This window comes from Sulfobacillus sp. TH-112 (assembly GCF_057473405.1).
The window spans coordinates 1-4,653 of sequence record NZ_JBYCKN010000187.1; the positions used below are offsets into that span (position 1 = coordinate 1).

Consider the following 4,653-nt stretch of genomic DNA (forward strand, 5'->3'; position numbering starts at 1 on the left):
CATAGCCTGAAGGCCATGGGTGACGCACTCGGCCGTTTCCCCCGGGAAGTACTGGAGCAATGCCGCATTGCTAAAGGGGAAACTCACGACCAAGTATGTGACCTCAATCGGGTGGGAATCTCCGGCCTGCCAATAGGCGTCTGCCGTGCCGAAGTCGACCTCCGCCGTGCCCGGGGGCCATTCCAGTTCTAAGGTCCCCGTTTGGTGTGCGGGCCGGGCGGCCCGCAGCTGTTCCGGTTCTGCGGTCCGGGGTCATTCTCGGGTCGCCCGTCTTCCCCTCTGGGATAGTTGGTGGTAATGTATAGCGCTTCATTCGGAGGAGGGTGATTTCGGTTCAACTGGGTGGTACCCGTTTGATGTTCCTTGCGATGCGTCCAGTTGCTGTAGGATGGTCGTTACCTTGGAGATGATGTTTTCGGCGAATGCGATGGCCGGCAATACTTCATCGTCTTGGATATGAGCGCCGGGGTAGCGCGACTCGACTGAGTACATGCTCAGCACTGCACACGCTTCGGCCAGTGAAGATAAATCATTACCACCGGAAATTTTGTCTCGTCAAACATCAAGATCATGGGTTTTCGGTGGAGTTTGACCACCGGCGGCATAAAGAGATTTGAGCGCTTTTTCGGCGGCTTGTTGGGCATGAAAACAGGCTGTCGATGCCTGATCTGGTAAATGGCTGAGGACGCGGGCTGCCTCCAGGTCACGAGCGGCGAAAGAAAGCCATTCCTGGACTATGGGGTTTGGCATAGAGAACCTTGCCTTCTCTTAAAATATTTTCGACAAAGGGATCGGGCCACTTCAGGCGTTCCCGGAGATCGGCAGGATCCCGCACAATCAGATCAACGGCATTAGTTCGACCCGCGAGCGCCACATAAGCTTTCCGCTGAACTTCGCGTAATCGACGCCCCGAATAAAGAACCAACAAATCAATGTCGCTTTCTGACGACGCCTGATTCCGGGCATAAGACCCGAACAGAATAATAGCATCGGCATCAACGGTGTCGACGATTTTTTTTACATATCCATTGATTAATTCCTCAGTGACCATCGGCATTCCCTCAAATCGTCGTTTGTCTGCTAATAGTATAACCGATAATCAATCGGCGAAGCGGAAGTCGGAGCGGTGTTCATGAATGAACGCGTATTTTTCTTCTGATCGTTGGCGAAGATGCGCATCGTTTTTTTTTTAGAATGGCATTCTCCTCTTCCAAATCTCGTATCCGCCGCTGCAACTCGTGAACCTCCTGGTCCGCTGGCCGGAGTTTGCCACTGCCGACAAAGGGCCTTTCGGGATACTCGCGAGAGTGCTTCAACCACTGATGGAGCGTTGTCTCCGGGATTCCTAAATCGCGAGCTACCTCTACAATGGGCTTCTTCAGGTCCGTGACCAATTGCACCGCTTGGGCTTTAAATGCTCCATCATATTTTGTTGCCATGGAGTTTACCTCACTGGGAGTGAGGATATCATCCGCGAATTCAAGGTGTCCATGGAATAGACTAACATCTACTCGACGCCTGACTGCACGTATCGGAAGACGGATCTCACGCTGGCTGATGCCACGGGATTCAACCTGTTTTGTGCAAAACCTGGTTGATAGTCGCTCCGGAATCATCCGTTGTAGTGGGCAAAACATGGTTGGAATAGCGGCGTGAGTCGGGGGTTCTTAAGGCAGGACAGATCGGCGCGTATCGGTTGCGGGTTGGTGGGTTTCGCCTCCTCTTCCACATCGACCACCAGCAGCAAGTTATCTTCGTGGACGCCATCGGCTCACGAGGCGACATCTACAAATAGCGTGCCCCGTGGCAGGAGAGCGCCGATGGGGTTCGGCCGTCTTGGCGGATCGTACAGTTTGGCTTGCAGCGAGCATCGCGCCGACACCGGCCACGGTTGCTGTGCCGAGCGCCTGTCTCCGAGATGAGGACTGGCCAGACGTGCTCCTGACAATAGTTCGTGTGATGAATCAGGGATTATTGGGGGCCTTAGTGCACGGGTACCGGCCTTCCATCGATGGTTGTGACACACGATGAGCCGAGGCTCCATGGCGTTCTCCGCTGGAGTTTCCAACCCGTGAGACATGCAAATCATGGTAGCTCGGAACGTCCGTTGCAACCTTAGGCAGGATTGCCGACGAGAGCGGATTGATCTAAAAAACGGGAAAATCCAACCACATTTTGTACCTAGCCCTTTTTTTCAAGCTTTGCTGGTCCGACCGAAATGGTCCCCAGGTAACCCGGCATTTACGGGCCGAGTCAACTTCTGTTAGGTAATCTCAGTGGAGACTCATCCCTACACCCTGACTTAACCGGGTATGTATGTTTCTTTTTCGCAAATTAGATGTAGCTGCAGTATGGCGCACGAAATAATACCGATGATCCGTTTAAGCTTTTCCTGGTTCCTCGCTTGTCGTCGGAGCAGGATTGACATATTTGACGCTTAGGCTCCGCATGCTTTTCTCGGAAATATAACAATGTTCATCACGGGGACGTTTCTCGTCGTTATCGCCGACAATCATAGTTACCATGATTAACACAAGCGACCTGCGTCGTGGTCATCGAGTCCAAAGGCCATCACGCGGCCCGTGATGACCTTCCCGTTGTCCATTTCCACCCGTACCCATGGGGAACCTTCCGTGGTCAGGGGGGCTCCAAAAAGATTGTACCAAATGGGATAGGGATGAAGTCGGCGCCCATAAGTGGTAACCCACGCCACAAGCCAACTCCATCTGCCTATAAGAACACTGACCACCAATAATACACCCAGCGACGCCAGAGCGTTCCATCCGAGAGCCGGCGGGATTTTGTCCATTGGGGAAATCATATAAAGCGGCGACAACCAATGTATCGAAGGAATCACTGTGACAATCGTCCCCAAGACGACATAAAATGTGCTGAGCCAGACCGACTGAAACAAAAGCTCAAAATCACCAATGGGGCGCAAGTATACGCGGAGGCCGACAATCGAACGGGTTATATAACCAGGCAACACAAAGCCGAGCACGATCAGGAGAGTCGTAAACGACCCTATCACGGCTTAGGAGGATCGGAGCTAACCGAGGCTTCAGTCTTTGGCTTTGTCTTCAGGGGTGGAGCCAAGCCGTTCCTGCTAATAACGGATTGTCTTGTGGTGTTTCCCCAGGTTTCAACGGAATGTGCGAAAAAGACTTCTTTAAAACTGCCTCCGCGACTTTCTGAGGCAAAGCCTTGGCCATCCATATCACCCACCTTATTGTTCAAACCATGTGCATGGGTGTAGCGAGACCCATCTCCGAACGCGTCCTGGTCTCGTGGTGACGCCGGTGCACATGCGCCGTTTCTCGCGGAAATAAAAAATGCGCAATGGTTTGCTGTGCATGGGCGTCTTGATGATGGTGTCTCCGGCAGGATGCGAACCTGCGACCCCAGGAAGAGAAGAACCGCATTCAGGTGTCCAGAGTGATGTTCGATGCGCTACAATCCTTATACATCAAAGATTCTGGGGTTTCGGAGCATCTACACGGGGCGCTCCCAAAACGCCCGTTGCATGCCTGCGTAATGACGCCGTAGTGACGAATTCGATCCCTCTCACCCCCAGCCTAACAACCTGCGAATGGGTGGGTCCACCACAATGACGATCCGCGCGATGAAACTCGCTCACCGGCCCCGCGATTACCGTCACTATTCACAGGGCATCTTCACCGTAGCAGACTTGACGCTCATCACGCCATTCAGATCGGGAACTCCGCAACAGCTCCGCGGCATCCGCAAAATCACTTAGGATGCTTTTCGAGGTTCCGGTCCCGCTTGGCCTCGTCCTTTTCGAACTCTATGGTTCCATGATACAACATAAACGTAATGACTCCGGCGATGGGTCGCTCTTTGGGATATGAATCCGAATTGAAAGTCGTCGCCCTTCGGCACTACCTACGGAGCCTACGTCCCCTATGGTTCCCTAGGACCCCTTGATATAGTGACCGCATTAACGCATTGCTTATGAGATTCGAAGAAATTTTTTGGGAGATCTTGGCCAGGCGATGCGCCTCGTGGCGCACGCATGGGACACCCACGCACATTCAATCTCATTTATGGCTGCTTTCCAGTCAATGTCCTAGAGGTGGGACAGCCCCACGAAAGGATAAGATGAACTCTCAGGGCGTGTTGATTGGTGTGCTCCTCACTATTCTCTATCTCCGATGGGCGACCTATGGTTTATTAACTGCGACCAACCAGGTGATCACGATATTTTTCCCCACGCACTAAAACTCCCGGAATCCGAATACGCGTGCGGGAGCCCCGTTGGAGTTTTTCACCTTAAGTGGCAGTGCCACGATACGGGCGATCGCGGGAAGGGTTTCGTCATAGGCGAGATTTTCGATAATTAATAGCGGCGCTTTGAGAAGCTGGTGATGAACCGGAAAGGTTTCTGTGCTCACCGGATCGACCGACGGCGCATCCACTGCGATCAGACCGACATTCTGCGACAGAAGAAAGGCGGCACCTTCCTCATTCAATACGGGAAATGGCGCGAAATATTGCGGGCTACCCCAATATCGATATTGCCCTGTCAATAACAGCACGGCATCGCCCTCACGATAGGAGTCCCAGTGCGCCGAAAGAACCTCTGGTCCGATTTCGTTGACATTTTCGCAATGAATGGTGTGGAGTGTCTTCACA

6 protein-coding genes are annotated in these 4,653 nt (G+C 52.9%); 1 reads left to right on the forward strand and 5 read right to left on the reverse strand.

Annotated features, from left to right (window positions below; all coding sequences use genetic code 11):
- Positions 1-555: 555 nt before the first annotated feature.
- The 3 genes from ACOJWD_RS13875 to ACOJWD_RS13885 form a co-directional block, all read right to left on the reverse strand.
- On the reverse strand, positions 556-750 hold the full coding sequence (locus ACOJWD_RS13875) for a HEPN domain-containing protein (protein WP_486993838.1): 195 nt from the start codon (positions 748-750) through the stop codon (positions 556-558).
- A complete protein-coding gene (locus ACOJWD_RS13880) occupies positions 704-1,051 on the reverse strand; it encodes a nucleotidyltransferase domain-containing protein (protein WP_486993839.1) in 348 nt (115 codons plus the stop codon). The genes ACOJWD_RS13875 and ACOJWD_RS13880 overlap by 47 nt, the downstream gene beginning before the upstream one ends.
- A 79-nt stretch (positions 1,052-1,130) precedes the next feature.
- On the reverse strand, positions 1,131-1,439 hold the full coding sequence (locus ACOJWD_RS13885) for a transposase (protein WP_486993840.1): 309 nt from the start codon (positions 1,437-1,439) through the stop codon (positions 1,131-1,133).
- A 242-nt stretch (positions 1,440-1,681) separates the two neighbouring features.
- Between ACOJWD_RS13885 and ACOJWD_RS13890 the strand changes: the two genes are divergently transcribed.
- Positions 1,682-1,795 (forward strand): type II toxin-antitoxin system RelE family toxin, encoded by a 114-nt coding sequence (locus tag ACOJWD_RS13890; protein WP_486993843.1) that lies wholly within the window; start codon positions 1,682-1,684, stop codon positions 1,793-1,795.
- Positions 1,796-2,527: 732 nt separating this feature from the next.
- Here the strand turns inward: ACOJWD_RS13890 and ACOJWD_RS13895 are convergent.
- Both ACOJWD_RS13895 and ACOJWD_RS13900 read right to left on the reverse strand, forming a co-directional pair.
- Positions 2,528-3,031 carry a DUF6338 family protein gene (locus ACOJWD_RS13895; RefSeq protein WP_486993841.1) on the reverse strand — a complete coding sequence of 168 codons (504 nt, stop codon included), beginning with the start codon at positions 3,029-3,031 and terminating at the stop codon, positions 2,528-2,530.
- 1,204 nt (positions 3,032-4,235) lie between these two features.
- On the reverse strand, positions 4,236-4,653 hold a 418-nt coding region (locus ACOJWD_RS13900; RefSeq protein ID WP_486993842.1), incomplete at its 5' end, for a cyclase family protein.

Bases quoted from the DNA above. Each gene is read 5' to 3' on its own strand.
- ACOJWD_RS13875 (WP_486993838.1), bottom strand. From the start codon at position 750: ATGCCAAACCCCATAGTCCAGGAATGGCTTTCTTTCGCCGCTCGTGAC.
- ACOJWD_RS13880 (WP_486993839.1), bottom strand. From the start codon at position 1,051: ATGGTCACTGAGGAATTAATCAATGGATATGTAAAAAAAATCGTCGAC.
- ACOJWD_RS13885 (WP_486993840.1), bottom strand. From the start codon at position 1,439: ATGGCAACAAAATATGATGGAGCATTTAAAGCCCAAGCGGTGCAATTG.